The organism is Methylomicrobium lacus (assembly GCF_041897535.1).
GTDB classification, from domain to species: Bacteria; Pseudomonadota; Gammaproteobacteria; order Methylococcales; family Methylomonadaceae; genus Methylomicrobium; species Methylomicrobium lacus_A.
Window position 1 is genome coordinate 2,490,100 of record NZ_CP169217.1, and the last position, 25,701, is coordinate 2,515,800.

General features: G+C 54.5%; 25 protein-coding genes. 13 read left to right on the forward strand and 12 right to left on the reverse strand.

The window, feature by feature from the left end; all coding sequences use genetic code 11:
• Positions 1 to 193: 193 nt before the first annotated feature.
• From ACEPPP_RS10960 to ACEPPP_RS10985, 6 genes are all read left to right on the forward strand, one after another.
• Positions 194 to 2,635 (forward strand): Rne/Rng family ribonuclease, encoded by a 2,442-nt coding sequence (locus ACEPPP_RS10960; protein WP_374086616.1) that lies wholly within the window; start codon positions 194 to 196, stop codon positions 2,633 to 2,635.
• A gap of 324 nt (positions 2,636 to 2,959) precedes the next feature.
• On the forward strand, positions 2,960 to 3,655 hold the full coding sequence (locus ACEPPP_RS10965) for a CsgG/HfaB family protein (protein WP_374086617.1): 696 nt from the start codon (positions 2,960 to 2,962) through the stop codon (positions 3,653 to 3,655).
• Entirely contained in the window at positions 3,631 to 3,984 is a 354-nt protein-coding gene (locus tag ACEPPP_RS10970) for a DUF4810 domain-containing protein (RefSeq protein WP_374086618.1), read from the forward strand. The genes ACEPPP_RS10965 and ACEPPP_RS10970 overlap by 25 nt, the downstream gene beginning before the upstream one ends.
• On the forward strand, positions 3,981 to 4,646 hold the full coding sequence (locus ACEPPP_RS10975) for a DUF799 domain-containing protein (RefSeq protein WP_374086620.1): 666 nt from the start codon (positions 3,981 to 3,983) through the stop codon (positions 4,644 to 4,646). Before ACEPPP_RS10970 ends, ACEPPP_RS10975 begins: the two co-directional genes overlap by 4 nt.
• Before the next feature lie 801 nt (positions 4,647 to 5,447).
• Entirely contained in the window at positions 5,448 to 6,320 is an 873-nt protein-coding gene (locus tag ACEPPP_RS10980; protein ID WP_374086622.1) for a hypothetical protein, read from the forward strand.
• A 96-nt stretch (positions 6,321 to 6,416) separates the two neighbouring features.
• Positions 6,417 to 7,862 (forward strand): aldehyde dehydrogenase family protein, encoded by a 1,446-nt coding sequence (locus ACEPPP_RS10985; RefSeq protein ID WP_374086624.1) that lies wholly within the window; start codon positions 6,417 to 6,419, stop codon positions 7,860 to 7,862.
• A 6-nt stretch (positions 7,863 to 7,868) separates the two neighbouring features.
• Here the strand turns inward: ACEPPP_RS10985 and ACEPPP_RS10990 are convergent, their stop codons facing one another.
• Positions 7,869 to 8,330: a nucleoside deaminase gene (locus ACEPPP_RS10990; RefSeq protein ID WP_374086625.1), complete on the reverse strand. Its 462-nt coding sequence runs from the start codon at positions 8,328 to 8,330 to the stop codon at positions 7,869 to 7,871.
• A gap of 118 nt (positions 8,331 to 8,448) precedes the next feature.
• Here ACEPPP_RS10990 and ACEPPP_RS10995 point away from each other — a divergent pair, with 118 nt between their 5' ends.
• Positions 8,449 to 8,652: a hypothetical protein gene (locus ACEPPP_RS10995; RefSeq protein ID WP_374086626.1), complete on the forward strand. Its 204-nt coding sequence runs from the start codon at positions 8,449 to 8,451 to the stop codon at positions 8,650 to 8,652.
• Positions 8,653 to 8,677: 25 nt separating this feature from the next.
• Here the strand turns inward: ACEPPP_RS10995 and ACEPPP_RS11000 are convergent, their stop codons facing one another.
• Positions 8,678 to 10,630: a hypothetical protein gene (locus ACEPPP_RS11000; RefSeq protein WP_374086631.1), complete on the reverse strand. Its 1,953-nt coding sequence runs from the start codon at positions 10,628 to 10,630 to the stop codon at positions 8,678 to 8,680.
• 579 nt (positions 10,631 to 11,209) lie between these two features.
• On the opposite strand from ACEPPP_RS11000, the gene ACEPPP_RS11005 reads away from it, so the two are divergent.
• The 3 genes from ACEPPP_RS11005 to ACEPPP_RS11015 all read left to right on the forward strand — a co-directional run bounded on the left by ACEPPP_RS11005 (position 11,210) and on the right by ACEPPP_RS11015 (position 12,018).
• Complete coding sequence (locus tag ACEPPP_RS11005; RefSeq protein WP_374086633.1) at positions 11,210 to 11,494, forward strand: hypothetical protein; 285 nt, start codon at positions 11,210 to 11,212, stop codon at positions 11,492 to 11,494.
• A 64-nt stretch (positions 11,495 to 11,558) separates the two neighbouring features.
• Complete coding sequence (locus tag ACEPPP_RS11010; protein ID WP_374086637.1) at positions 11,559 to 11,783, forward strand: hypothetical protein; 225 nt, start codon at positions 11,559 to 11,561, stop codon at positions 11,781 to 11,783.
• 13 nt (positions 11,784 to 11,796) lie between these two features.
• Positions 11,797 to 12,018: a hypothetical protein gene (locus tag ACEPPP_RS11015; protein ID WP_374086639.1), complete on the forward strand. Its 222-nt coding sequence runs from the start codon at positions 11,797 to 11,799 to the stop codon at positions 12,016 to 12,018.
• 249 nt (positions 12,019 to 12,267) lie between these two features.
• Here the strand turns inward: ACEPPP_RS11015 and ACEPPP_RS11020 are convergent, their stop codons facing one another.
• From ACEPPP_RS11020 to nrdR, 10 genes are all read right to left on the reverse strand, one after another.
• Positions 12,268 to 13,668 carry an MBL fold metallo-hydrolase RNA specificity domain-containing protein gene (locus ACEPPP_RS11020; RefSeq protein ID WP_374086641.1) on the reverse strand — a complete coding sequence of 467 codons (1,401 nt, stop codon included), beginning with the start codon at positions 13,666 to 13,668 and terminating at the stop codon, positions 12,268 to 12,270.
• Between the two features lie 83 nt (positions 13,669 to 13,751).
• Positions 13,752 to 14,657, reverse strand: coding sequence for a glycerophosphodiester phosphodiesterase (locus tag ACEPPP_RS11025; protein ID WP_374086643.1), 906 nt, complete (start codon positions 14,655 to 14,657; stop codon positions 13,752 to 13,754).
• A gap of 16 nt (positions 14,658 to 14,673) precedes the next feature.
• A complete protein-coding gene (locus ACEPPP_RS11030; protein ID WP_374086644.1) occupies positions 14,674 to 15,186 on the reverse strand; it encodes a phosphatidylglycerophosphatase A in 513 nt (170 codons plus the stop codon).
• Positions 15,170 to 16,105, reverse strand: coding sequence for a thiamine-phosphate kinase (gene thiL / locus ACEPPP_RS11035; RefSeq protein ID WP_374086646.1), 936 nt, complete (start codon positions 16,103 to 16,105; stop codon positions 15,170 to 15,172). The genes ACEPPP_RS11030 and thiL overlap by 17 nt, the downstream gene beginning before the upstream one ends.
• A gap of 138 nt (positions 16,106 to 16,243) precedes the next feature.
• Positions 16,244 to 16,702, reverse strand: a complete 459-nt coding sequence (nusB, locus tag ACEPPP_RS11040; protein ID WP_374086648.1) for a transcription antitermination factor NusB — start codon at positions 16,700 to 16,702, stop codon at positions 16,244 to 16,246.
• Positions 16,702 to 17,175 carry a 6,7-dimethyl-8-ribityllumazine synthase gene (gene ribE / locus ACEPPP_RS11045; RefSeq protein ID WP_374086650.1) on the reverse strand — a complete coding sequence of 158 codons (474 nt, stop codon included), beginning with the start codon at positions 17,173 to 17,175 and terminating at the stop codon, positions 16,702 to 16,704. Before ribE ends, nusB begins: the two co-directional genes overlap by 1 nt.
• Before the next feature lie 119 nt (positions 17,176 to 17,294).
• Entirely contained in the window at positions 17,295 to 18,422 is a 1,128-nt protein-coding gene (ribBA, locus tag ACEPPP_RS11050) for a bifunctional 3,4-dihydroxy-2-butanone-4-phosphate synthase/GTP cyclohydrolase II (protein ID WP_374086652.1), read from the reverse strand.
• Positions 18,423 to 18,439: 17 nt separating this feature from the next.
• Positions 18,440 to 19,093, reverse strand: coding sequence for a riboflavin synthase (locus tag ACEPPP_RS11055; protein ID WP_374086654.1), 654 nt, complete (start codon positions 19,091 to 19,093; stop codon positions 18,440 to 18,442).
• Positions 19,094 to 19,112: 19 nt separating this feature from the next.
• Positions 19,113 to 20,201, reverse strand: coding sequence for a bifunctional diaminohydroxyphosphoribosylaminopyrimidine deaminase/5-amino-6-(5-phosphoribosylamino)uracil reductase RibD (gene ribD / locus ACEPPP_RS11060; RefSeq protein WP_374086656.1), 1,089 nt, complete (start codon positions 20,199 to 20,201; stop codon positions 19,113 to 19,115).
• Positions 20,202 to 20,654 carry a transcriptional regulator NrdR gene (gene nrdR / locus ACEPPP_RS11065; protein ID WP_374086658.1) on the reverse strand — a complete coding sequence of 151 codons (453 nt, stop codon included), beginning with the start codon at positions 20,652 to 20,654 and terminating at the stop codon, positions 20,202 to 20,204.
• A 144-nt stretch (positions 20,655 to 20,798) separates the two neighbouring features.
• On the opposite strand from nrdR, the gene ACEPPP_RS11070 reads away from it, so the two are divergent.
• The 3 genes from ACEPPP_RS11070 (at position 20,799) to ACEPPP_RS11080 (ending at position 25,677) form a co-directional block, all read left to right on the forward strand.
• Positions 20,799 to 21,212 carry a hypothetical protein gene (locus ACEPPP_RS11070; protein WP_374086660.1) on the forward strand — a complete coding sequence of 138 codons (414 nt, stop codon included), beginning with the start codon at positions 20,799 to 20,801 and terminating at the stop codon, positions 21,210 to 21,212.
• Positions 21,213 to 21,346: 134 nt separating this feature from the next.
• Positions 21,347 to 25,036, forward strand: coding sequence for an FAD-dependent oxidoreductase (locus ACEPPP_RS11075; protein WP_374086662.1), 3,690 nt, complete (start codon positions 21,347 to 21,349; stop codon positions 25,034 to 25,036).
• Positions 25,037 to 25,455: 419 nt separating this feature from the next.
• Positions 25,456 to 25,677 (forward strand): PA3496 family putative envelope integrity protein, encoded by a 222-nt coding sequence (locus tag ACEPPP_RS11080; RefSeq protein ID WP_374086663.1) that lies wholly within the window; start codon positions 25,456 to 25,458, stop codon positions 25,675 to 25,677.
• The last annotated feature ends 24 nt before the right edge of the window (positions 25,678 to 25,701 follow it).

Sequence of the window (25,701 nt, forward strand, 5' to 3'; positions counted from 1 at the left end):
CGGGCCGTTCTTTCCGCCACCGGAAAGTCCGGGCGAGAGGCGAAGCCTCGACCCGCGATGCCAAACCCCACATGCCGAAGGCCGCAAACGCCGAAGAGTCGATGCGTTTCGCCGAGCCGGACCAGCTAAAAGACTGCGTTCAGTCTACAGAGTAAAGTCTGACCAAGGAGCAGGATATAAACAAGGATACAAAATGAAAAGAATGCTTATCAATGCCACGCAGGCGGAAGAATTGCGGGTCGCTTTGGTAGATGGTCAAAAACTCTACGATTTTGACATAGAGGTTCCCTCAAAAGAACAGAAAAAATCGAATATTTACAAAGGCATCATCACCCGCGTCGAACCGAGCCTGGAAGCGGCTTTCGTCAACTACGGCGCCGAAAAACACGGCTTCCTGCCGTTCAAGGAAATTTCACCGGCCTACCGCCATGCCCCGGAAGAAGGCGAGAGCGAAGGCGGCGGCCGCAAGTCGATCAAGAACCAGCTGAGGGAAGGCCAGGAAATCCTGGTGCAGATCGAAAAGGAAGAGCGCGGCAACAAAGGCGCCGCGCTAACCACTTACATCAGTCTGGCCGGCACCTATCTGGTCTTGATGCCGAATAATCCGAAGGCTGGCGGCATCTCCCGCCGCATCGAAGGCGACACCCGCAGCGAACTGCGCGAGGTGATGGCCGCGCTCGAAATTCCGGACAGCATGGGCCTGATCGTGCGCACGGCCGGCTGCGGCAAGAATGCCGAGGAACTGCAATGGGACTTGAACTACCTGATGCAGCTGTGGGAAGCGATCGAGCGCTCTTCGACCGAGCAGACCGCGCCTTTCCTGGTGTTCCAGGAAAGCAACGTGATCATCCGCGCGCTGCGCGACCATTTGCGCGGCAACATCGACGAAATCCTGATCGATAACGAAGAATCGTTCCACCTGGTCAAAAACTTCCTGAAACAGGTGATGCCGCATTTCCTGCCCAAGGCCAAACTTTACCAGGATTCGGTGCCGCTGTTCAGCCGCTATCAGATCGAATCGCAGATCGAACTCGCTTACGGCCGCGAAGTGCCCTTGCCTTCCGGCGGCGCGTTGGTGATCGATCATACCGAGGCGTTGACCTCGATCGACATCAACTCGGCGCGCGCGACCAAGGGCAGCGACATCGAGGAAACCGCGCTGAACACCAACCTCGAAGCTTGCGACGAAATCGCCCGCCAATTGCGCCTGCGCGACTCCGGCGGCCTGTTCGTGATCGACTTCATCGACATGATGTCGAGCAAGAACCAGCGCGCGGTCGAAAACCGCCTGCGCGACGCGCTGAAGATCGATCGCGCCCGCATCCAGACCGGTCGCATCTCGCGCTTCGGCCTGCTCGAAATGTCCCGGCAACGCATGCGTCCGTCGCTCGGCGATTCGACCCAATTGCCGTGTCCGCGCTGCAAGGGCCAGGGCACGATCCGCAATGTCGAATCGGTCGCGCTGTCGGTGCTGCGCATCATCGAGGAAGAAGCGATGAAGAAAGGCACCGAAAAGGTGATTGCGCATCTGCCGATCGACTGCGCGACCTTTTTGCTGAATGAAAAACGCAACAACATCGAGCAGATCGAAAACCGGCTGAAAGTCGATATCATCGTGCTGCCGAGCAAACACCTGGAAACCCCGGCCTACGACATCGAGCGCATCAAGGAGAAAGACGCGGCGGAAGAAAAATCCAGCTACCAGCAGATCAAGGCCGAGGAAATCGCAATTCCGGAATTTGCGCAACAGGCGAGACAGCGCACAGAAAAAGCCGCGATCAAGGAGTTTATGCCCGATTCGCCGGCGCCGGTGCAGAATCGGAGCGAAGCGGCCAGCCTGATCAAACGCTTCTGGCAGAAGCTGATCGGCCCGTCGAAAGAGCCGGTCGAGGAGACCGTGAAGGAGAAGCCGGAGCCAACGGCCGAGAAGAGCAAACCTTCAAGGCACGACAGGAACAAAAAGAAACCCGGCAAGGAGCATGCGGGCAAACAGGAAGCACGTCCGCCGCGTGAACCACAGGAACCGCGCGAACAACGGGAACCGCGCGAGCAACGGGGACCACGCGAGCAACGGGAACCACGCGAGCAACGGGGGCCACGTGAACAACGAGAACCGCGTGAACAACGAGAACCGCGTGAACAACGGGAACCACGTGAGCTGCGGGAACCACGCGAGCAACGGGAACCACGCGAGCAACGGGAACCACGTGAGCAGCGCGAACCACACAAGCCGGCCGAGCGCCCGCAAGAGCGGCCTGTGCAGGTCCTGGAGCCCGGCGAGCAGCCGGCGGAAACTTCGGTTGCAGTGCTTGAAACCGAGACTCAAGTGACTGAGGCGCCCGCTGCCAACGGCGAGCAAAAGCGCTCATCCAACGGCAAGCGCCGCGGGCCGCGCCGCCGTTCGAGACACTCCGGCAACAGACGCCAGGACGCGGGCGCCGCCAATGGTGAAGCCGGCTCCGAGTCTACAGGCCAGTCGGAAGCGCCGGCTTATGCGCGAGACTCCGCAGAGAATCAGGGCGGCGAATCGCATCAGGAGCCTGCGGCAACACCGGAGCGCACACCGCGTCCGGAAGCCGAATCGAAGCCGGCTCCGGCGGAAAGCGTTCACCACGAATCGGGCGGCGATTCTTGATTCTGCAAAAAATGGCGGGTTAAAACCCCGCCATTTTTTTTGTAAAGGGCTTGATGAAGCCGCTTACTTTTTCTCGGTGGGCATACGCAACAAAATGACCGGCAGCCCCGAGTCATTTCAGTCCATCTTGCGCGCCGAATTCAGAAGAGCCATCGTCGAAGTGATTCGCAAAGCGGCGGATGGTGAAGTCCAGTCTCCTGCGTTACGATGTCGCGTGGCGTGTTCGGTTACTCCGTTCTCTCGGAACGGTAATCTTACGCATGGCTATACTCCATTCCAAATGGTCTAATAGAAATTAACTCAACAACACTCAGGATAAATTTTATGTCGCCGTTACTGAATGACAAAAAAAGGGCTTGGCACTTTATTTTTCCCTTGCTGCTGGCATTGCTGTCAGGCTGTGCGAGCGAATCGCATCGGGCATTGACGCCGGAAACCGTGCCGTCTTCGATGACGGCTTATCAGGGCGTCAAGCATGTTCTGACTGTCGGCAAGTTTCAAAACCGTTCCGCCTATATGCGCGGCATATTCTCCGACGGCTTCGACCAGTTGGGCAGTCAGGCCAAGACGATTCTGAAAACGCACCTGCAACAATCCGGGCGTTTTGAAGTGGTCGATCGGGAAAACATGGAGGAAATCAGCCAGGAAGCCAAGATCAGAGGCGCGGAGCAACAACTGGAAGGCGCCGAGGTAGTGCTGACCGGTGATGTGACCGAATTCGGCCGGCGCACGACGGGGGATACGCAACTATTCGGCATTCTCGGCTACGGCAAAACCCAAGTCGCCTATACCAAGGTCGCCTTGAACGTAGTCGATGTCAAAACCTCGAAGATCATTTATTCGGTCCAAGGCGCCGGGGAATATGAACTGAGTAACCGCGAAGTGATCGGTTTCGGTTCACAAGCCGGTTACGATGCGACGCTGAACGGCAAGGTGCTGAATCTTGCGATCATGGAGGCGGTCAACCGTCTGATAGAAGGCATGGAGCACGGCCAATGGCGTCCATCGTTAAGCCGTTAGGATTGGCGTTCTGCTTTCTGGCGTTATCGGGCTGCGCTCCCGCGCCGTCACTCTATTATTGGGGCGAGTACGAGGACCTGATCTATCAGATGTACGAAGAACCGGGTTCGGCCGATCCTGCGACGCAGATCGCCAAACTCCGCGAAGACATCGGCAAGGCGGGCGAGGCCGGCAAGCCCGTGCCGCCCGGCCTGCATGCGCATCTGGGCTATTTGTATTTTTTGCAGAGCGATACGCACGCGGCCGCGCTCGAATTCGAAACCGAGAAAAAGCTGTTCCCGGAGTCTGCGACCTTTGTTGACGGCATGCTAGGCAGGTTAAAAAAATGAAATCCGTCCATCCGATCTGGAAATGCTGTCTTGCCTTGCTGTTGATCACGATCGCAGGTTGCGTAACCACGCCGCCGTTCGATTATTCGTTGTTTCGCAGCCACCGTCCGCGCTCGATTCTGGTACTGCCGCCCTTGAACCAGACGACCGACGTGAACGCGCCGTACAGTTATTTATCGACGATTACCCGGCCCCTGGCGGAGTGCGGCTACTATGTATATCCGGTAGCCGTGGTCGATGCATACATGAAAGAAAACGGCCTGCCGTCGGCGGAAGAGATGCACGGCGTCGCGCTCAAAAAAATCCGCGACATCATCGGCGCGGACGCGGTGCTTTATGTCACGATCGAGGAATGGGGGCAAAAATATGTCGTTGTCCAGTCGATCACGACGATCAGGGCCAAGGCGCAATTGATCGACACCGTCTCGGGCCAAGTCATCTGGCACGGAACGCAAGCGGTCAGTCAGGGCTCGGGGGGAGGCGGCGATCCGATCGCGATGTTAATCGCCGCGGCAGTCACCCAAATGATCGGCAATGTCGCCGATTTTACCCATGACTTGTCGCGGACAGCGAATCACGGCATGATCTACAATGTCGATAACGGCTTTTTGGCAGGGCCTTATTTGCCTCCTCAGGAGAATGAGCATTGTGGCGAGTATTGAATGCTTTGTATTTGCCCCAGCGGATGTAGCTCGAGGGCTGATGATCATCACGAAGTTAACTGATGTGCACCGCCCATTCACCTTTCAAAGACCCACCACTTGGAGTTCTATCAATAAATGTACGAAGAGGATTTATGATGCAGGGTTTAGATGTCTCCCCAAAAATCAAGCTATAACTTAAATCGCTTATTGTTTTATTTTTTATATGTGATATAATATAAAACAATTTCGCATAAAATATTAGAGTCTAAGATAAGGTTTTTTTGCACACACTTTGCTGAGGCTTTGTTGTAAAACTCATTAATTTGATGATTTATTGAAAAAACCTTCGCTAAAAAAAGCTTGATATGATTTGATTGTAAAGAATGGCAGAAAGTTAGTAGTCACGAATTGAAAAATGAGAGCCAGATCATATTTTTCTTGGTTTTATATTTGGTTAATTACTAATATGCAATAAGTACAAAAGACGACTATTTTTTAATAGTATTTTTTCTTATTTATAAGGCAAAAATTTTTATAAACTACCTATTTATTAGGTCAGAATGGAGTTATGTATGTTTGTCAAACTCTTTTTACTCATAGTTACCGCTTGCTTTAGTTTATTCCTTCTTTCCAAAGGTGAGGATTTGATTAAGAAATTGTTTATGAATTATCTCAAAAATGTTAAAGATGTTGAGTCTAGAACATTAAATCCTAGCAATGTTAATAGAACAGAACTAAAGCTATAAGCCCTTATTTCTCTTTATAAGAAAAAAAGCCCTTTTTGGGCTTTTTTTCTGCCTAAAATATTATTAATACTCTATGAAAAACAATAAATATATCAAGGAAGTTCAAAAGTGGGCATTTGAATTTATAATGGCCCATTACGTAATAGGTGGCATTATTCTTTGGGTTGCCGGCTTTTCCTTTTGGGGTTATTTGGTTACACAAATTTCCAAAATAAAGGGTGAATTAGCAAAAGGACTGCCGATTGATTTAGACTGGACTTTTTATTTTCTTGTTTTTTTATTTATTATTACATTTTCAATTTTAATTCGTACATACTTAAAAGCCTTGGCATTATCAAAACAATATTTGAAATTAAAGAATATTGCCGAAGGTATTGGGGTAAAAGGATTCTATCCTCATAATACAGAACAAGATAAAAAACAAGATTGGGAAGCTTTAGCTAGCGGTATTGCTAGTGGCTCCGCAAAAAACTTGTATATTTTAGGATTAACAGGTTGGAATACATTCGGCTCCCCATCAACCCCTCTTCATGGGGTTATATCTCAATTTAAAGGAACGGTAAATGTATTATTGTTAAACCCCAAGAGTGAGGCATTCAAAACAAGAATGATTGAAATTCAAGCAAATGAAAAAACCCATCAATCTGAATTAATCAATACTCTTAAAAGCTGCCATCTTCTTAAAAAAGCCGGAATAAATATAAAAGTAACTCTATATTCCCACAGACCAATATGGAAAATGATATTCACTGATAGCTATATGTGGCTTCAGCATTACTCAAAAAATAATCATGTTGATGATAACCCTGTCTACAGTTTTTATAAAAATGATAACGGAACATCAATTTTTTTACCTCTTACTGAAGTCTTTGAAAAACGCCTTCGGGACGATGGGAGTATAGAACTTGATTTAGAAGCTCTTAATGTTGATGAATTGACCTCATAAGAACACCTCTTTGATATTGTGAGAGCTCGTAGCTGGGTTTCCGCAAAGCTCCAATCCAGCCGGGCTGCAAGAAAGTTTTCATGAGGACAATAGCACATGACAGATATGAAGCAATCACCTTATCCGATTTACGTTGCAGGGGGCTTTAAAACTACTGTTCATCCGCTGGATGTCATCAGCCCTAATACGCAACAATGCGTATATAAAACCTTTACCTCCGGGGCGGATGATTATGAAACGGCCGTTACCGCCGCCTGCGCCGTGCGCCAAGCCATGCAGGACTTGCCGGTTTACGAACGCTTTCGGATTCTGAACGAAATCGCGCAAGGCATTCTTGCAAACAGAGGCGAACTGGCCGTCATCATGGCCCGGGAAGCGGGCAAGCCGCTAAAGACCGCAAACGGCGAAATCGAGCGCGCGGCGCAGACCTTTCTGACTGCCGCCGAAGAAGCCAAACGCCTGCCTGGCGAAGTCCTCAGCATCGATTGGCACCGTTCCGGCGCGCACAAGGATGCCATCGTCAGCTATTTTCCGGTCGGCGTTGCCGCCGCGATCACGCCGTTTAATTTTCCGTTGAATCTGGTCGCGCATAAAATCGCCCCGGCGATCGCCGCCGGCTGCCCGATCGTCGTAAAGCCCGCTTCGAAAACGCCGATTACGGCGCTGTTTCTGGCCAAGATCATTGACAGCACCGGCCTGCCGAAAGGCGCTTTGTCTGTGTTGCCGATGGACCGCGACATCGGCAATCGATTGGTGACCGATCCGCGTTTCAGTCTGCTCAGTTTCACCGGTTCGGCGGAAAACGGCTGGAAAATGAAACAACAGGCGGGCAAAAAGAAAGTGCTGCTGGAATTGGGCGGCAATGCGGGGCTAATCATCGATAAAAATGCCGATGTTTCGATTGCCGCCACGAAAGCGGTCAGCGGCGGTTTTAGTTATGCCGGCCAATCGTGCATCCATACTCAACGGATTTATGTCGAAGAGTCGGTCTTCGACCTGTTCGTCAGCCATTTTCTGGAGGTAATGAACAAATTGGTTATCGGCGATCCGGAGCATCCGGACACCGATTTTTCCGCGATGATCGCCGAACATCATGCTCTGCGCATCGAATCCTGGGTACGGGAAGCCGTTGCCGGTGGAGCGACGCTATTGGCGGGCGGAACGCGTCGAGGGAATTTGTATGCGCCGACGGTTTTGACCGGCACCGATCCGGCGATGAAAGTCTGCGCGCTGGAAGCCTTTGCGCCGGTCGTGGTGATCGAACGCTTTACCGATTTCAAAGCCGCCGTCGAAGCAATCAACGCCTCGGAATTCGGTTTGCAGGCCGGCGTATTCACCTTCGACAGCCGGAAAATCCATTACGCCTTTCAGAACCTGCATGTCGGCGGGGTTATCGTGAACGACGTGCCGACTTTCCGCGCCGATCATATGCCTTATGGCGGCATCAAGGATTCGGGGTTGGGGCGCGAAGGTCCGAAGTATGCGATCAGGGAAATGCTGGAGCCCAAAATACTGGTCAGCGATCATAGTCTGGATTGGTGAGCCGGATCATACCCCGATATCCTCGTTCCAAAGCGTCGGATTCTCCGAAATAAACTGTTTCATCATCTCGATGCAGCGGGCATCCTGGAGTACGTCGACTCTGACACCCCGACTTCGCAGCAACTCCTCTTCGCCCATGAAGGTGATATTTTCGCCGACGATCACATGAGGAATACGGTAAAGCAGGATAGCGCCTGTACACATTGCACAGGGGGAAAGCGTCGTGTAAAGGATGCTCTGCGTGTACACCGATGCCGGCAACCGGCCGCCATTCTCGAGCGCATCCATTTCCCCGTGCAGGATCGCGCTGCCGCGCTGAACCCGGCGATTATGCCCTCGGCCGATGATCCTGCCCTGATGAACGAGCACGGAGCCGATCGGGATGCCACCCTCAGCGTGCCCGGTTTCGGCCTCGGCTATGGCTTCCGCCAGGAATGGATCCCCGCTGAGGATCGGATTTGAATGCATTGGGGTCACCTTGAATAATAATTAACCTGAGTTCGAGATAAAAAAGCAGGCAGGTTTTTGAAATATCAAGGAAAATAGAGTTTCGACACAACATTCTCCATCCCAAAACCTGCCTGCTATGAAATTAACACAAATTTACTGCGATGTAGATGATCTTTGCCGGACATTTATCCCTGAATGGCAAAAGCAGCAACTCACCCAAGGCGAGAAAAAACGTAACCGAGCGCCGCGCATGGGCTACAGCGAAATGCTCTGCATTTTGGTGTGCTATCCGCAATCTTTGAGGGACGCTGATTTACTGCCTTTTGTCGTAAACGCTTAAACCGAACTCAGGTTAGATAAGTACTTCAGTTTGTTTTTACCGTACAGTGAAATAGATCGACTTCACCCTCTGCTTTAAATCCCTGGTATATTTCCCAAAAGCGAAAATCGACTTTCCTTTCCCGCTCGGAGCTGGTTGTTTGGCGATAACGGCCGATCGCTTTAGGTCCGGCGTTATAAATCGAATAAGCGGAACGGGCAATGTTGTCGATGCTGCCGGTCTTTTCTTCGTTGATCGCATAGCGAATCAAGTATTGCAGAAGAATTTCTATTCCGGCCTCGGCGTTGTAAGAGACATTCCATTTAACTTGCTCCACATTATAAAATCCACGCCATACATAAGGGTTGATCTGCATTAAACCGATGCTTCCCGACGACGAATGCAGGTAAGTTATTTTTTTCTGCTTGCTGACAAACTGCCGCCAGCAGCTTTCCTTGAGCGCGGTAGCACGCGCCAAATTACTAATGAGCGGTTTGTAGCGGCTTTCTAAAGAATTACTTTGCAATTCCTGTTCTGTATTGATTAGCAGTAGTTTGTTCATTGTTGCGCGATATTCGCTCAATTCCGAATCCGCCGGTACCCATCGATTTAGCCGTTTTCTTAATGCGGCAAGGTCGTCGCTCTGGCTGTCTTCCGCGGCATAGACGCTGCCGATTGCATCAAATAGGCTTAGAGGAGGGGCGGCGTCTTCCGGTACAGGGTCCAGCGGTTCTTCATTCGGCAACTTCGCCGGAAATCCGAACAATTCACGTAATGCGGGATCCGGTGCCAAGTCGTATTGCAGCGGATCAACTTTCAGTCCCGGTTGCAAAATTCTGGCTAAACGACGAAGTCCGTCCGCCGAAATTTCCAGGCCAATGCCCGGAGCGGCGCGGTCAATGGTTAACAGCACGTCTCCGGCACGAATGAATGAAACATAGCGTACAGCATTATTCATAACGACTCCTCGCTGCTCGGCCGTGAGGATGATTTCCTGGAGGCGATTCCAGGTTTCTACGAAAAGCGCGCGCACCGGATCTCCGGCTAATTCGCTGCTCTCGCCGGCCAGAATCGGCAAGACCTCATAACGGCTTGCAAGGAGTAATTCCAACAGTTGTGCCCGGATATCGGCGTCTTCAATGTCCATCCCGATATTCTTTAGCACAAACACCAAAAAGGCATCCCATTGCTCTAGCTCTTGCTTAACCGCCGCCAATTCCTCAGGGCTCAGGGGGGCTGCGGAGGCAGTGCGGGGGGAAATTGTCTGCTTAAGGCCGTCGGGCAGTGCAAGAGCCAAGCCCAGGTGAACGCCCTGGTCGTCAACCCTAATCACTCTTGCCGTGGCGCTGCGGAATACTGCATCCAGTTGAGCGGAACTGGAAGCCGGCAAAAATGCGTGCAGCAACGAGAGCGTTTCATCTCGCGGCGGAGCCAGATCGATGTTGAAAGAGGTGAGAGACGGAAGAACGAAAGACTGAACGGCATTCCAGATAGGCCCCATGAGCAGCCCTTTTTTCCAGGCTTCGTCATAAAGATTGGAGTGTTCGACGTTCAAATGCAGTTGCCAGTCTGCGGTAATGGAAGGGGTAGCCAATATCTCTATAAACCCGCTCCAGCGAACGGGGATAAGGCACTTTCCGAAGAATTCGGCACCGGCACTGCCTCGGCCATGAATCACAAAACGGACGAGTTCCTTCTGGTGGTTGAATTGAGGATGGTCCAGGTATAAATAACGGCAGTTCTTGTTATAGCTTATTTCTTCAACACCTCCTGGCGCGGTATTGAACTGTTTGTTTACACCCACCGTCAAGAAATCGAAAGGCACGGTAAGAGGGATTACTACCTCCGCCCCTTTTACATGTACAGGCAGAAAGATGCCGGAAAAAAACAGCGCGGCGGCTAAAAGACGGCGCCCAGTTCGATGAAATGATGCCGAAGCATTAGAGTATGGGTGTATTCGCATAATGCATAAGAAGATGTTTAAAAATCTAACTATCATTAAGGTTCGGCATCACCCCGGGAAATGAAAGTTACTGTGCGGAAGGTAGCGGAACGAGGTCGATCAAATTTTTAGAGATTCGATCCTGAAACCTAACGTGACCCGTAAAGCTGACTCGAACCCCGGCATGGGGACAAATTTGAAAAGAGTTTTTTACGATTGGATACTCGCGCGTCAGCATTAGTTGCATGATGCGGGCATGATCAGAACGACATAATGGATTAACGATCATGGCGCTTGAAGCCGCTCATGTTCAAAGTGCCTTGATCTTCCCTCACCCCGGAACCAAGTTGAATTGAGATTTTTTATCAACACGTCCTAGGCAAACCCAAGCCCAAGCCCAAACCCAAGCCCACAATGGCGGAAAGTACAGTGAACAAAAGAATCAAAATCTGTTCTAATTTTTTGATGGCAGATTAAATGGTCAAGTTTCTGTAGGGCGCTCTAGAACTGGAGCCGTTAAAAAATAATACTTGCTGACTTGTGGCAAGGCGCTTATAGCGAGAAAGTAATTTGTTTAAAGCTTTCTTAGCCTTATTTAACAGTATTGATAATTTTTCACTATTTAGGAGAAAGGTTGTGTCTATCAAGAAAAACAAATACTCCTTAAAAATGTTGATTATTTCGGCGCTCACATCGATCTTCATTGTTTCAATACCGCAAACAACAAACGCCAATATTTGGCCTACAGCAGGTTCGATGGAATTGATTAATTCTTCCTGTCCATCTGGCACCGAACAATATCAAGAACTCAACCAATTGAAGAAAGAAATTACCGCTTTTTACACATTGAGTCATGCGCGTGAAATGGCGCTTACCCCTACAGACGAAGCCATTGAGGCCTCAAGAATGCGCGTAATATAATGACTTCAGCGATGATTTGCGTTCGGCCGAAACACGTCTTAGTGATGCACGCTCACGTATACTCGTGGCATTCTCCCAAGCACAAGTCGAAGATGAATTTTCCGGCATGATGTTAGCGAGTCTTGATAATGACAGTTCTGTCCGGGCAAGCGCCAGTAATTCTCAGGAGAAATTTATGAACAAAGATCAAATTGAAGGCCGAATCGAAGAAGTGAAAGAAGCCGTCGGTGTGTTGCTGCAGGGAAGCCGTGGGAGAGCCGCGCTGGGCTTGACTCAAGGGTATTATTGATAGGAGAGACAAAATGGGCACAGTTAAAATCGTGGCAATCGCGTTGATCTTAGCCGGACTGTTGGGGCTGGTGTATGGTCGTTATAGTTATACTCGGGAAACCCAGGAAGCCAAGTTTGGCCCTTTCGAGCTGACAATTAAAGATACGCAGACGGTCAATATACCGGTCTGGGCTGGTGTGGCAGCCGTTGTGGCCGGCGGCGGGCTCTTGCTTTTTGCAAGCAGGAAGCGCTAGCGGCCGGAGCCGCGATTCTCTTGCACGTTATAAAATTGCCGCGAACATAAGCGGCAATTTCTTCGTTGTTCTCCTTTTTCGCCAAGTGCTTCGGCGATCTTACTCTGTGAAAGAAGGCGCTTTGACTATGGATTTCAGCTATTTGAGCCGCATGTCATTCTTGACGGACTTTAAGCCCTCAACGTTGCCTGCAATTTCGACCGCGCTGTTAATTTTTTGTCATCGGCATTGACATCGGTAAACTTGCGTTCAAAGCCACTCTTCAAGGTTATAGCGCTGGTGTAAGGCGGGTATTTCGACCCGAGTATTCTGCAGTTTGTTGGCGAATACCGGCATGGCGTCTTTATCGCCATGCACCAGGAAAGTCGTCTTCGGATTGCCCGTTTTTTGATGCCAGGCCAGTAATTCGGCCTGATCTGCGTGAGCGGAGAAGCCGCCTATCGTATAAATGCTGGCGTTGACCGGAATTTCTTCGCCGAAGATTTTAACTTCTTTGGCGCCGTCCACAATCTGACGTGCTAAAGTCCCGTAGGCGGCAAATCCGACAAAGATGATCGCATTATCCCGTCGCCAAAGATTGTGTTTAAGATGGTGCTTGACCCGGCCGCCGGTACACATGCCGGAACCGGCGATAATCACGGCGCCGCCGACGAATTGATTAATCGCCATCGAATCGGCCGTTTCCCGGGAAAAATGTAAACCGGGAAACATAAACGGATCCCGACCCGAGGTTAAGGTTGCACTGGTTTCCTTATCGAAACACTCGGGATGGCGTTGAAAAATCTGCGTAGCGGAAATCGCCATCGGCGAATCGAGAAAAACCGGAAGATACGATGGCAGCAGGCTCTGTTCAATGCCTTCGCGCAAGTAATAAAGCATCTCCTGCGCGCGTTCCAGCGCAAAACTGGGAATGATCACATTCCCGCCTTTGGCCAGGGTGCCGCGAATCGCCGCATAGAATTCTTCCAGCGTCGGTTCCAGGGGTTTATGCAGACGGTCGCCGTAGGTGGTTTCCATCACCACAATATCGGCTTGCGGAGGCGTCTCCGGATCTTTGATGATGGCCCGGTCGTTGTAGCCCAGATCGCCGGAAAACAGAATCCGGTGCTGCCGTCCCTTATGTTCAATATCCAGCACGATGGAGGCGGAACCGAGTATATGTCCGGCATCGATGAAGGTCGCCTGAATCCCTTCATTGATAATGACAGGTTGATTGTATTGCACAGACCGGCCGAAAAAACCGAAGCAGTTCAGTGCATCTACGACATTATAAAGCGGTTTAATCGGCTCTTTTTTGCCGTGCCGGGCGGCTTTTTTCGTTTTATAGTCGGCTTCATCTTCCATCAGCTTCGCGGAATCCAGCAACACCACGCGCGCTAATTCGCAGGATGCTGCCGTGGTAATGATTTCACCGGTAAAACCCTGCTTGACCAGCAGCGGTATGCGTCCGCAGTGATCCAGATGAGCGTGAGTCAACAACAGGTAATCGATGCTGGCCGGATCGAAGCCGAAAGGCTCGGCATTTTCCTCATCCAACTCCCGGCTGCCCTGATACAGCCCGCAATCGATCAATAGCTTCTTGCCGGCGGCTTCCAGCAGATGGCAGGAACCGGTGACGTTTTGATCGGCGCCGTGAAATTCTAGCTTCATCAGTAAACCTCCTGGCGGGATGCCTCGGATTTAATAGCTCCATACTCAGTTATCCCTCCACTGGATAGGGTTTAGATGGGGAACTAAACCACTAATTCATCGAGAACCTCGCGGACGCGATTCGGATAATCCGAAATCAGACCGCTCACGCCCGCCGCAAGCAGTTGCCGCATGTCGTCCTTGTCGTTGCAGGTCCAGACGTTCACGCCTTTGCCCAGTTTGCGCACGTCTGCGATCGCGCCGGCATCCAGCGTACGCGCCAGCGATTGGAGGCCCAGGGGATCGGTGCCCGTATGCAAGGCGTCGGCGCCGATGCGCTGGAGATATTCGCCCGGCAGCGCCAGGCGTTCGTTGGTCAACACCGCGGTCGGAATGTCTGGGGAACGCTCGCGCACTCGCCGCAATTGTTCGTGATCGAATGACGAGATCAAGACGTCGGCCTGCATCGCCATCGTCTCGACCAGATCGAGCACCGCCTCGGTCAGTCCGGGGTACATGCGCGGCAGCATCTTCAGTTCGATGTTGACCCTGAGACCCAGGCTGCGGGCAAGTTCGAGCGTCTGTCCGAGCGTCGGAATTTTGACCGCGCCGGACGCATAATGCGCGAGATCTTCGGGGCTGAGGTAATGCGCGAATTCTTCCGGCGTCAGGCTTTGCAGGAAGCCTTGCCGGTCTTCGGCCGGCAGATTCAGCTCGCGCGCAAACCAGCTGCCCGCATCGAGCTGCTTGATCTCATCAAAATAGAAATCGGAAATGAAATAACTCGGTTGATCCGGAAATTTGTCTTTGACGTCGGTGCAGCGGATCAAGTTGTCGTCGTGATGCACGATGATCTCGTGATCCTTGGAGAGATGCACATCCAGTTCGATCATCTGGCAGCCGAAGGTTTGCGCCTTCGCGAACGCCGGGAGCGTATTTTCGGGCGCAAAGGCGCGTGCGCCGCGGTGAGCGATATTCAGGATGTGCTCTTCGGCGGTGTTATTCGTCATGATCGATGGCCTAAGTTCAGACCCATCCCTGCTGCGCCGCGATCCACAGCAGCGCGCCCGCGAACACCCCCGCCAGCACGTCGTCGAGCATGATGCCGAGGCCGCCTTGCACCTTCTGGTCTATCCATTTGATCGGCCAGGGCTTGATGATGTCGAAGATCCGAAACAGCACGAAGCCGAGCAACGCCGCCTGCCAGGAAAAAGGCACCAGCCACATCGTGATCAGGTAGCCGGCGACTTCGTCCCAGACGATGCCGCCGAAATCGTGTTCGCCGAGTTTGTCCGCGGCGATGCCGCAAATCCAGATGCCGGCAACGGTCGAGGCGATAGTCAGCAGGCTGTAGATCGGCAGGCCGGCTTGAATGATCAGCCAGTACAGCGGGATCGCAGCAAGCGTGCCGCAGGTGCCGGGCGCTTTCTTGGCGAGGCCGGAGCCGAAACCGAAGGCCAGAAACAGCGCTGGATCGGTCATGATCTGCCGGGCGGTCAGTTGGTTACGCCCGAGTCCTGATTTATGAAAAATGCTCATAGCCTTGTGCCTTTAGTGAATGTGTCGTTCCCGCTTTATGCAGCCGAAGTCCCGGCGCCGTCTCGATCACGCCGATTTTATGACAGTCGAACGGCAAAGTTGAAGCTTTTTCGGGGCTCACCGTAAAACACAGTTCGTAATCGTCGCCGGCCGACAGCGGCAGCCGCCAGTCGCCGGTCGCATCGCAATAGGCCTGCACCTCCGCCGACAGCGGCAACGCATCCCAGGCTATCGTGGCGCCGACGCCGCTTTGTTCGAGGATATGGCCGAGGTCGCCCGCCAGTCCGTCCGAGATGTCGATGCAGGCATTGGCGATGCCGCGCAAGGCCAGGCCTTCGATACACCGCGGTTCAGGTTCATGGAAGCGTTGCAAGGCCGCCTCCGGCCGATCGCAGTGGTAGCCATGGCAAATCTTCAAGCCGAGCCCGGCATCGCCTAAGTTGCCGGTGACATAGATCAGATCGCCGGGCCGGGCGGTAGATCGCTTCAAGGCCTGGCCTTTCGGCACCAGCCCCATCGCCTGCACGGTCAGCGTCAAGGGGCCCGAGGTGGTGTCGCCGCCGATCAGATCGACCGAGTGACGGGCCGCGAGCGCCAGAAAACCGTCCGCGAAAGCGCTCAGCCAGGCTTCATCGACTCGCGGCAGGGTCAGGGCCAAGGTCACCGACAAGGGTTTCGCGCCCATCGCGGCCAGATCGCTGAGGTTCACCGCCAGCAATTTGTGGCCGAGCCGTTTCGGATCGGTGCCGGCGAAGAAATGCACGTTTTCGACCATCGTGTCGGCGGTGATCGCGAGTTCATCGTCTTCGGGAATCGAAAGCAAGGCGCAATCGTCGCCGATAGGGAGCCGGGTGCTCGCATTGCTGATTTTTTGCTCGGTAAAAAAACGCCGGATCAATGAGAATTCGGAGAGGGGCATAAGTCAGTAACGAGGTGTAAGGAGCCGGGCGGACGGTGCCTGTAGCCCCATCCACAAGGTGCTGCATGTTGTGGAATAAACGGAGCGGCAAAATGTTAAGACGGGGCTTACAACCCCGTCTTGCGTAAAACGGAAGCTTTACTCTGAATCCTGCGTTCTCGAGCCCGCGCCCTTGCCGCGCTTGACTTCGTTAGCGCGCTTCTTCTGCGCGACTTTGTCGAGAATGCCGTTCACATATTTATGGCTGCCGTCGGCGCCGAAACACTTGGCCAGATTGATGCCTTCGTTCAGGATCACCCGATACGGCATGTCCGGGCGGTGTTCCAGCTCGTAAACGCCGATCCGCAATATCGCCCGTTCGACCGGATCGATCTTGTCGATCGGTCGGTCGATGAATTCGGCCAACAGTTGGTCTATCGTATCCAGGTTTTTCGGAATGCCGAACAGTAACTCGTTGAAATAGCTTTTCTGCGCATCTTTCAGACGGCCGTCTTCGAGAAACTGGCGTTCGATTTCGCCGAGATTGTGTCCGCTCATTTGCCATTGGTACAAAGCCTGGACAGCGGCTTGGCGGGCATTGGTGCGGGCCTGACTCATCAGCTGTCCAGCCGGTTGAACAAGCTGACCATCTCGATCGCGGACAGCGCCGCCTCGGCGCCTTTGTTGCCGGCTTTGGTGCCGGCGCGTTCGATCGCCTGTTCGATCGTATCGACGGTCAATACGCCGAAGCTGACCGGCACGTCGTATTGCAACGACACGCCGGCGAGACCCTTCACGCATTCGCCCGCGACATATTCGAAATGCGGGGTGCCGCCGCGAATCACCGCGCCGATCGCGATGATCGCGTCATATTTTTTGCTGGCGGCGACGCGCTGCGCGACCAAAGGCAATTCAAATGCGCCGGGCGCCTTGACCAGGTGGATGTCCGCCTTATTCGCGCCATGGCGAACCAGGGTATCGATCGCGCCGGCTTCGAGTTGCTCGACGATAAAGCTGTTGAAACGGGAGGCGATGATGCAAAATTTGCCGCCCTCCGCCGAGAAATTGCCTTCAAACGTGGTAATGCTCATAGAAAATCCGCACTGTTAAAGTGAAATACGCCGGCAGACAGAGGCCGTGCGCGCGTAGGCTCGTCGTGAGAATACGCTTGTTTAAATAATCCCTGCTCGCTCAGGGGTTGAGAAAGTGATTAAGAGGCTTCGTCCGCAGGCCCGCTGCCGACATGCTCGGCAACTTCCAGGTCAAAGCCCGACAGGCCGACATATTTTTTCTGTGCGCCCAGGACTTTCAGCTTGTGCACGCCCAGATCGGCCAGGATGCGCGCGCCGGTGCCGGTCATGCGCCAGTCGGGGGCCTCGAATTCGTCGTCGTTGACGTGGACGCCGTTGTCCTGCAATTGATAACGGTGGATCAGTTCAACCAGCGCTTTGCTGTCTTCGCTGCGCCGGATCACGACCAGCACGCCGCGTCCTGCTTCGGCGATTTTCTGCATCGCCGCGCGAATCGAGCAGCTGCTGGCGTTGCGTTTGGACGCGAACAGATCGTCGAGCAGATTGCGCGCATGCACCCTGACCAGCACCGGTTCGTCGCCGGATACCTGTCCCATCACCAGCGCCAGGTGCAGGTTGTTGTCGTTGCGGTCCTGATAGGCATAAAGCCTGAAATCGCCGAACTCGGTCGGAAGCTGGCATTCGCTGATCCGTTCGAGCGTGTTTTCGTGCTGAATGCGGTAATGGATCAGGTCGGCGATCGTACCGATCTTCAGATTGTGTTCGGCGGCGAATTTTTCGAGATCGGGGCGCCGGGCCATCGTGCCGTCGTCGTTCAGGATTTCGACGATCACCGCGGCCGGTTCGACCCCGGCCAGGCGCGCCAGATCGCAGCCGGCTTCGGTATGGCCGGCCCGGTTCAGAACGCCGCCCGATTTGGCCATCAAAGGGAAAATGTGGCCGGGCTGGACCAGATCGTCCGGCTTCGCCTCCGGCGCGACCGCGCATTGCACCGTGCGTGCACGGTCGGCGGCCGAGATGCCGGTCGTGACGCCGGTCGCGGCCTCGATCGACACGGTGAAGTTGGTCGAATGCGCGGTCTTGTTTTCGTTGGTCATCAACGGCAGGCGCAGCTTCTGGCAACGTTCGCTGGTCAAGGTCAGGCAGATCAGGCCGCGGCCGTAGCGCGCCATGAAATTGATGTCCTCGGGGCGGGTGAACGCGGCCGCCATGACCAGGTCGCCTTCGTTCTCGCGGTCCTCGTCGTCCATGATGATGACCATCTTGCCCTGGCGTAAGTCTTCGATGATTTCTTCGATCGTATTCATAGCATTCCGTGAGCGTTTCAGCCTAAAAAACCGCTGCGTTGCAGGAGGTCGAGGGTGACTTTTTGTTCCGGCTCGGCTTTTTGGCCGAGCATCAGCCGTTCCAGATAGCGGGCCAGCAGGTCGACCTCGAGATTCACGACGGTTCCGGGTCCCGCAAAACCGAGCGTGGTTTCCTTCAGCGTATGCGGCACGATATTCACGCCGAATATGCTGCCCTCGACTTCATTGACGGTCAGACTGATGCCGTCGAGACAGACCGAGCCTTTTTCGGCGATGTATTTGGCCAGCGGGTCCGGCGCCTTGAACTTGAAGCGCACCGAGCGTGCATCCGGTTTTTTGTCGATGACCGTCGCGAGGCCGTCGACATGGCCGCTGACGATATGACCGCCGAGCCGTGTTGATGGCGTCAACGCCAGTTCGAGATTGACCGGCGAGCCGACCGTGGCGGTTTTCAGGCTGGTGCGGGACAGGGTTTCGTTCGAGACGTCGGCCGAAAACGAATGCGGTCCCAATGCGATCGCGGTCAGGCAGACGCCGTTTACCGCGATGCTGTCGCCGAGCGCGGCGTCTTGCAGTGAAAGCTTGCCGGTGTCGATGGTCAGGCGGCAATCGCCGGCCTGTTGCTCGATCGCGGTGATTTTGCCGACTGCCAAGATGATGCCTGTGAACATGGAATAAGCGAGTGTTTATTTAAAAAACGGTGTAGGTCAATTTCAAATCCGGCCCGACCTGCCTGACATCGGCCAATTTCAGCGTTTTCTTATCGGCCATCGTTTCGATGTTCAGATCAAATAAGCCGCGCCCCCGGTCGCCCAAGACGCAGGGTGCCATATAGACAATCCATTCATCGACCCGGTTCTCGGCCAGCAAGGCGCCGTTCAGGGTCGGGCCGGCTTCGACGAACAAGTCGTTGATGTGCTGCCCGGCCAAAAACGGCATCAGTGCCTGCAAATCGATCCGGCCGTTTCTGGCGTCCAGCTGATGAACTTCAAAGCCGGCGTTCTCCAATGCGGCAATTTTGTGCCGATCTTCGCTGCATGTCAAAATCAGGCTGCGCCCCGGCAGTTTCGCCAGTTGCGCGCTTGCCGGCATCCTGAGCCGCGAATCCAGCACGATCCTGAGTGGCTGCAGAACGTCTGCGTCGATGCGCGCGGTCAGCGCGGGATCGTCGGCTAGCACGGTATCGATGCCGGTCAGAATCGCGGAGCTTTGCGCCCGCAGCCGGTGCACATCCTGCCGGGCCGCGTGTGATGTGATCCATTGGCTCTCGCCGGAAGCGAGCGCGGTGCGCCCGTCCAGACTCATCGCGAGCTTGCTGCGCACGAAAGGGCGGCCCGTCGTCATCCGCTGCACGAAGCCGCGATTCAGGCGGCGCGCATCGTCTTCCAGGACGCCGCAAACGGTTTCGATGCCGGCTTCCCGGAGCCTTTTCAGGCCGTTGCCGGCGACCAGGGGATTCGGGTCCTGCATCGCCGCCACGACTTTGCTGACGCCGGCCTTGACCAAGGCATCGGCGCAGGGCGGCGTCCTGCCGTGATGGCTGCAAGGTTCCAGGGTCACATAGACGGTCGCGCCCTCGGCATTCTGCGCGTTTTTGAGCGCCGCGATTTCGGCATGATCGTCGCCGGCCTTGACGTGCCAGCCTTCGCCGATGATCCGGTCGTCGCGTACCAGCACACAGCCGACGCGCGGATTCGGGTGCGTGGTATAGAGGCCGTTGCGTGCCAATTGCAGCGCCCTGGCCATGTAGCGATAATCCCGGTCGCTTGCTACAGCCATCTATTTTTTTTGCAGATGCTTGATCATGTCGGTGAATTCGCTGACATCCTGAAAGCTGCGGTAAACCGAGGCAAAGCGGACATAGGCGACGTGATCGAGATGGCTCAACTCGTGCATGACTTTTTCGCCGAGTTGCTGCGCGGAGATCTCGCGGTCGCCGGAGCTCATCAGCGCTTTTTTGAGCCGGTTCAGCGCCATTTCGATGTCGTCGCCGCTGACCGGGCGTTTTTCGAGCGCCTTCAGCATGCCGGAGCGCAGCTTCTTTTCGTCGAAGTGCTCGCGGCTGCCGTCACGTTTGACCACGCGCGGCAGGGTCAGCTCGGCCACTTCGAAGGTCGTGAAGCGTTCCTTGCACACCGTGCATTCGCGGCGGCGGCGAACCTGGTCGCCTTCATTCGTTAATCTGGAATCCAGAACGCGCGTATCCTGCGCCGCGCAAAACGGACATCGCATAGCTGATCTACTTAAGTGCTGCCGGTTGCCCGGCGGATCGTTTCAAAATCGCCCATTGTATAACACAATCGGTTCATTTGCATTGTACTTTCAGCGATTTGCGTCACGACAGGCCCCTATTTTGACAGCGGTTTTGATCTTGCGGTGCAGACTGGCGCGAGCGCGCCGGATTTTGCGCTTGATTTTTCCACAGGATGCAAAGCCGTGCGCCGGGGTGGTTCCTGCTTTCTAGCTGGCTTGATTTTGTCTGTGCGTCTGCACACATTCAAGCAGAAATATTTTTATATGTTATTGATATTAAATTATAAAATGCTTATTCTAAACCGGCTGAACAATTCCGGCGCAATCAGGCAAGACGGCATGGCGGACGCCAAGTGCGGGCGGTTATTTTCAGCTTACCCACAGAGTTATCCACAAAAACTGTGGATAAGTGCGATAGCTTTTTTGCAATCAAGGATTTCGGCCGATTTTCGCAAGACCGGCGAAGGCTTGCCCGCGTTAAGCGCCGGTGCGGGTGTAAACCCTTTCAGGTTTGAATGCCCCCGAAGGAATTATTAGATTTTTGTAGAAAAGTCAATAAAATATTTATATAATGGTGGGTTAAACCGACTCATTTGCAATCCTCATAGGACTTACGCAGGCGATTTTTCGCAGCGTTTGGACTGTCTTGAGCTAATCAACCTTAAGTGACTATGGATCAAAACGACTTTACGCTTGGAATTCCCGGCTTTACTTATCCTGATTTATACGACGCCCTGCGCCTGAACGATTTGCTGGAAGCGTTCGATGCTTCGGTAAAACGGCATGATGCGGAGTTGTTCGCTCAATTTGCCGCCTACCGGCAATGTCAGGGCGAAGGCATGGCGGTCGAAGCGATTTCGGATTTGCTGGTCAAGATGGGGCCTTATGTCGGCCAATTCGTCGCCAAGCTGTTCGGCGTCGAAGGCGCGCATCAAGAGCAGTCGAGAAAGATCAAGGAAGAATTCGAGACCGTTTTCACTTACAAGAATGAGGTCGTCGCGAAGCTGAACCTGGTCTTCAAGGACCAGGTGATCGCGGATTGGGATGTCGACGGCATCAAAAACCGTTTCGAGCTGTTGATCCAGGCGGCTTTCCCCGAGGCGGCCGGGGACAACGACGCCGAGCGCCGGGTCGCGCGCGCCGGCGCGGTGATCGGCAGCCTGTCGAGCCACTACAAGGCGGTTGCGAAGGGCAAGGAAGGCACTTATCCGGCTGCGGACGCGGCGGTCGAGCAACTGCGCGCAAAGCTGTCCGCGCATGCCGAGGCCGCGCAGGCGTTTGCGGGCATCATCGCGGCGGCCGATGCGGCCGGCTTCGTCGACGGCCTGATGGACTTGGCGCAGCGCTGGGCCTACATCGCGCAGCAAAATCCTGAGATCGCCGAGCACTGGCTCAGCTTCCAGTTTCCGGATAAACGCGATTTCGAGAACCTGGTCGAACACGACGTGGTCGACAAGGGCGAATTTTCGGTCTGGATGGGCGAGCTGGCGCATCGCCGGCGCCGCGACGGCTTCAAGCTGACCGACCCTCGCTTCAATGAGCGCCAGGTCTTATCCGAAGTCGATCACTGCATCTATTGCCACGAGCGCGACACCGACTCCTGCTCGAAAGGCATGCGCAACAAGAAGACCAATACCTTCAAGGTCGATCCATTGGGCGTCACCACGACCGGCTGCCCGCTCGAAGAAAAGATCTCCGAGATGCACCTGGTCAAGCGCGGCGGCGACAACATCGGCGCGCTCGCGATCATCATCGTCGACAATCCGATGTGCCCCGGCACCGGACACCGGATTTGCAACGACTGCATGAAGGGCTGCATCTATCAAAAGACCGATCCTGTCAACATTCCTCAGATCGAAACGAACGTCTTGACCGACGTGCTGTTCATGCCTTACGGTTTCGAGATCTACAGCTTGCTCACGCGCTGGAACCCGCTGAACGTGAAGCGTCCGGTCATGCAGCCTTACAATGGCAAGAACGTGCTGGTCGTCGGCCTCGGCCCTGCCGGCTACACGATGAGCCATTATTTGCTGAACGAAGGCTTCGGCGTGGTCGGCATCGACGGCCTGAAGCTGGAGCCGCTGCCTGCCGAACTGACCGGCAGCGCAAACCAACTGCCTCAGCCGATCGCCGACTTCCGCACGCTTTATGAAGACCTCGACAAGCGCATCCTGGCCGGCTTCGGCGGCGTCGCCGAATACGGCATCACGGTGCGCTGGGACAAGAACTTCCTGAAGGTGATCTATCTGACCCTGCTGCGCCGGAACGCGTTCCGCGCCTACGGCGGCGTGCGTTTCGGCGGCACGATCACGATCGAGGACGCCTGGAAGATGGGCTTCGACCATATCTGTATCGCTTCCGGCGCCGGAAAACCGACGATCATCGATCTGAAGAACAACCTGATGCGCGGCATCCGCAAGGCGTCCGACTTCTTGATGGCGCTGCAATTGACCGGCGCGGCGAAGTCGTCGTCGCTGGCGAATTTGCAGGTGCGCCTGCCGGCCGGCGTGATCGGCGGCGGTCTGACCGCGATCGATACCGCGACCGAACTGATGGCGTATTATCCGGTGCAGGTCGAAAAACTGCTCGGCCGCTACGAGACGCTGGCGGCTACCTACGGCGAAGAAGCGGTCCGCAAGCGCTACGACGCCGAAGAAACGATCATTCTGGACGAGTTCCTGAGCCACGGCCGCGCGATTCGCGCCGAACGCGAGCGCGCCGCGGCCGCCGGCGAGCAGCCGAACTTCCAGCCGCTGGTCGAAGGCTGGGGCGGCGTGACCTTGTTCTATCGCAAAGGCATGAAGGATGCACCGGCTTACCGGCAAAATCACGAGGAAATCTCCGAAGCACTCGAAGAAGGCATCGCGCTCGCCGAAGGCATGAGCCCGGTCGGCGCGATACCTGACGAATACGGCCACTTGCGCGCGGTCGAGTTCGAAAAACTCGAATGCGAAGACGGCCGTTGGGTCAAGAAGCAGAGGGTGACCGTGCCGCTGCGCAATCTGTATGTCGCGGCGGGCACCTCGCCGAACACGATCTATCAGAGCGAGTATCCGGACACCTTCGTGATGGACAAATGGTTCTTCCAGCGCTATCAGCCGGAATGGCACGACGGCAATCTGGAACTGGTGCCTATGCACGACGAGGCCGCGCCGAAACTCGGCTTGCCGGCTCCGTTGACTTCGTACCAACAGGACGGCAAGTTCATCAGCTTCTACGGCGACAACCACCCGGTCTATGCGGGCAACGTGGTCAAGGCGATGGCGAGCGCGAAAAACGGCTACCCGTATATCGCCAAATTGTTCGAAAAGGAACTGGCGGGGCTCGATCCGGCCTTGCAAACTCAGCGAAACGCCGAATTAAAGCAATTCTTCGGTTCGCTGGACGAAGCCTTCACCGCGACGATCGTCGCGATCAACCGCCTGACCCCGACGATCATCGAAGTGATCGTGAAGGCGCCGATGGCGGCGGACAAATTCGAGCCAGGCCAATTCTACCGGCTGCAAAACTTCGAAGCTTATGCGCCGGTCAAACAGGGCACCGTGCTGGCTGCCGAGGGTCTGGCGCTGACCGGCGCCGAGGTCGACAAGGAAAAAGGCACGATCTCGCTGATCGCGCTCGAGATGGGCTCGTCCTCGCGCCTGTGCGCGACCTGGAAGGTCGGCGATCCGTTGATCCTGATGGGCGTGACCGGCACCCCGACCGAGATCCCGACCGGCCAGACCGTGCTGTTGATCGGCGGCGGCCTCGGCAATGCGGTCTTGTTCTCGATCGGCAAGGCGCTGCGCAACGCGGGCAACAAGGTGATCTATTTCGCCGGCTACAAATACCGTCAGGACATTTTCAAGGTCGAGGACATCGAAGCCGCGTCCGACGTGATCATCTGGTCGGTCGACAACACGCCGGGCGCCGAGGCGTTCCCGCCGACGCGGGCGCAGGACAAGACCTTCGTCGGCAACATCCTCGAATGCATGGTCGCCTACGCGAAGGGCGAACTCGGCGAACAGCCGATTCAGTTGTCGGATGTCGATCATCTGATCGTGATCGGCTCGGACCGGATGATGGCCGCGGTCAAGGATGCGCGCTTCAATGTGCTGAAGCCTTATCTGAACAAGGTCCGGCATGCGATCGGCTCGATCAACTCGCCGATGCAGTGCATGATGAAGGGCATCTGCGCGCAATGCTTGTGCAAGCATGTTGATGTGGAGTCCGGCAAGGAATATTTCGTGTATTCTTGCTACAATCAGGATCAGGATCTGGACAAGGTCGACTTCCCGCATCTGAATGCGCGCCTGCGCCAGAATACGGTGCAGGAAAAGCTGTCGAACCTGTGGCTGGATTATTTGCTCGAAAAGCAGTAAATCGGGTCTCGCAAGGTGAGGTTGCAGGATGGGTCGGCAATCGCCTGCCCGTCCTGTCTTGTTCTTTTTGAGAGAGCAAGGGATAAGGAGAACTTTTCAGGGTTTTCCTGGTCATTTTAGGGTGATCGGCATGTTATCGGTGAGGCGTAGATCATGTACCGAATTCCTATTCTAACGGCCGTAGCAATCGTTGCGATGGGCTGTAATCAATAACCTTCCTGATGTGCAAAGACATGCTGTGTCTTTGGTCCGTTCATTTAAACCCGCAATGACTTTCGGCGCGGTTGAAATTCGGCGAAGCCGTCGCCATTATGATTAAAACCGTTTGGGCTCCGATGCCGAAGCTGTTAATTGAATTTATTTACGATCTTTCCGGACAAGCGGCCGGAAAGCATCCTTAGTTTTTGAAGAGTGTAACCATGGCAAGAACTTCCGCAAAGCTGGCGAACAAACCCGACGAAGCGATGGGTCAAATCGATCAAGATGACGACATATTCGACGATGTCGAATTTTCGTCTCTCGATACGAGCGAAAACGATACGATCAAGCGCGATGCGCGGCGAAAAATCGAAATCTACTGGGAAAAAAAGCGCCTCCGGGAACAGTTTGATGATCTCGACGAGGCCGAATTAGGCTTTTAAGCCAATCCTCCCCTGGGGCGGCGG

Coding starts and splice junctions, on each gene's coding strand:
- ACEPPP_RS10960 (WP_374086616.1), top strand. CDS start 194: ATGAAAAGAATGCTTATCAATGCCACGCAGGCGGAAGAATTGCGGGTC.
- ACEPPP_RS10965 (WP_374086617.1), top strand. CDS start 2,960: ATGTCGCCGTTACTGAATGACAAAAAAAGGGCTTGGCACTTTATTTTT.
- ACEPPP_RS10970 (WP_374086618.1), top strand. CDS start 3,631: ATGGCGTCCATCGTTAAGCCGTTAGGATTGGCGTTCTGCTTTCTGGCG.
- ACEPPP_RS10975 (WP_374086620.1), top strand. CDS start 3,981: ATGAAATCCGTCCATCCGATCTGGAAATGCTGTCTTGCCTTGCTGTTG.
- ACEPPP_RS10980 (WP_374086622.1), top strand. CDS start 5,448: ATGAAAAACAATAAATATATCAAGGAAGTTCAAAAGTGGGCATTTGAA.
- ACEPPP_RS10985 (WP_374086624.1), top strand. CDS start 6,417: ATGACAGATATGAAGCAATCACCTTATCCGATTTACGTTGCAGGGGGC.
- ACEPPP_RS10990 (WP_374086625.1), bottom strand. CDS start 8,330: ATGCATTCAAATCCGATCCTCAGCGGGGATCCATTCCTGGCGGAAGCC.
- ACEPPP_RS10995 (WP_374086626.1), top strand. CDS start 8,449: ATGAAATTAACACAAATTTACTGCGATGTAGATGATCTTTGCCGGACA.
- ACEPPP_RS11000 (WP_374086631.1), bottom strand. CDS start 10,630: ATGATAGTTAGATTTTTAAACATCTTCTTATGCATTATGCGAATACAC.
- ACEPPP_RS11015 (WP_374086639.1), top strand. CDS start 11,797: ATGGGCACAGTTAAAATCGTGGCAATCGCGTTGATCTTAGCCGGACTG.
- ACEPPP_RS11020 (WP_374086641.1), bottom strand. CDS start 13,668: ATGAAGCTAGAATTTCACGGCGCCGATCAAAACGTCACCGGTTCCTGC.
- ACEPPP_RS11025 (WP_374086643.1), bottom strand. CDS start 14,657: ATGACGAATAACACCGCCGAAGAGCACATCCTGAATATCGCTCACCGC.
- ACEPPP_RS11030 (WP_374086644.1), bottom strand. CDS start 15,186: ATGAGCATTTTTCATAAATCAGGACTCGGGCGTAACCAACTGACCGCC.
- thiL (WP_374086646.1), bottom strand. CDS start 16,105: ATGCCCCTCTCCGAATTCTCATTGATCCGGCGTTTTTTTACCGAGCAA.
- nusB (WP_374086648.1), bottom strand. CDS start 16,702: ATGAGTCAGGCCCGCACCAATGCCCGCCAAGCCGCTGTCCAGGCTTTG.
- ribE (WP_374086650.1), bottom strand. CDS start 17,175: ATGAGCATTACCACGTTTGAAGGCAATTTCTCGGCGGAGGGCGGCAAA.
- ribBA (WP_374086652.1), bottom strand. CDS start 18,422: ATGAATACGATCGAAGAAATCATCGAAGACTTACGCCAGGGCAAGATG.
- ACEPPP_RS11055 (WP_374086654.1), bottom strand. CDS start 19,093: ATGTTCACAGGCATCATCTTGGCAGTCGGCAAAATCACCGCGATCGAG.
- ribD (WP_374086656.1), bottom strand. CDS start 20,201: ATGGCTGTAGCAAGCGACCGGGATTATCGCTACATGGCCAGGGCGCTG.
- nrdR (WP_374086658.1), bottom strand. CDS start 20,654: ATGCGATGTCCGTTTTGCGCGGCGCAGGATACGCGCGTTCTGGATTCC.
- ACEPPP_RS11075 (WP_374086662.1), top strand. CDS start 21,347: ATGGATCAAAACGACTTTACGCTTGGAATTCCCGGCTTTACTTATCCT.
- ACEPPP_RS11080 (WP_374086663.1), top strand. CDS start 25,456: ATGGCAAGAACTTCCGCAAAGCTGGCGAACAAACCCGACGAAGCGATG.